At 50.6% G+C, this 1209-nt stretch carries 1 rRNA gene; it reads left to right on the top strand.

From position 1 onward, the window contains the following. Positions 1-1209: ribosomal RNA gene (locus FC47_RS10155) — 23S ribosomal RNA — on the top strand; the annotation flags it as partial.

Raw genomic sequence — 1209 nt, 5'->3', positions numbered from 1 at the left:
CCCATGTCCAGGTTGAAGGTGCGGTAAAACGCACTGGAGGACCGAACCCGTATCAGTTGAAAATGGTTGGGATGAGGTGTGGGTAGCGGTGAAATTCCAAACGAACTTGGAGATAGCTGGTTCTCTCCGAAATCTCTTTAGGGGGAGCCTCGAGGTTTAGAATCATGGAGGTAGAGCACTGTTTGGACTAGGGGCCCGTCATGGGTTACTGACTTCAGATAAACTCCGAATGCCATTGATTTTTACTCGGGAGTCACACGGTGAGTGATAAGATCCATCGTGGAAAGGGGAACAGCCCAGATCATCAGCTAAGGTCCCTAAATATATGCTAAGTGGAAAAGGATGTGGAATTGCACAGACAACTAGGATGTTGGCTCAGAAGCAGCCATCATTTAAAGAGTGCGTAATAGCTCACTAGTCGAGTGACTCTGCGCCGAAAATGTACCGGGGCTAAGCATATTACCGAAGCTATGGATGCATCCATCAGGATGCGTGGTAGGAGAGCGTTCCAAGGGCGATGAAGTCAGACCGTAAGGACTGGTGGAGCGCTTGGAAGTGAGAATGCCGGTATGAGTAGCGAAAGACAGGTGAGAATCCTGTCCACCGAATGACTAAGGTTTCCTGGGGAAGGCTCGTCCTCCCAGGGTTAGTCGGGACCTAAGTCGAGGCCGAGAGGCGTAGACGATGGACAACAGGTTGATATTCCTGTACCAGTTGATTGTGCTTGAGTGATGGAGTGACGCAGAAGGCTAAGCGATCCGGACGATTGGAAGTGTCCGGCCAAGCAGCAAGTCAGTTGATGAGTCAAATGCTTATCAGCGAGTTGACAAGCTGTGATGGGGAGCGAAATTATAGTAGCGAAGTCGTTGATGTCACGCTGCCGAGAAAAGCTTCTAGCGAATAATCAACTGCCCGTACCGCAAACCGACACAGGTAGTCGAGGAGAGTATCCTAAGGTGAGCGAGCGAACTCTCGTTAAGGAACTCGGCAAAATGACCCCGTAACTTCGGGAGAAGGGGTGCTGATCGCAAGATCAGCCGCAGTGAAAAGGCCCAGGCGACTGTTTATCAAAAACACAGGTTTCTGCAAAATCGTAAGATGAAGTATAGGGGCTGACGCCTGCCCGGTGCTGGAAGGTTAAAAGGAAGAGTTAGCTTCGGCGAAGCCCTGAATTGAAGCCCCAGTAAACGGCGGCCGTAACTATAACGG

The organism is Limosilactobacillus mucosae DSM 13345 (assembly GCF_001436025.1).
GTDB classification, from domain to species: Bacteria; Bacillota; Bacilli; order Lactobacillales; family Lactobacillaceae; genus Limosilactobacillus; species Limosilactobacillus mucosae.
This window is presented reverse-complemented; position numbering and strand designations above follow the sequence as displayed.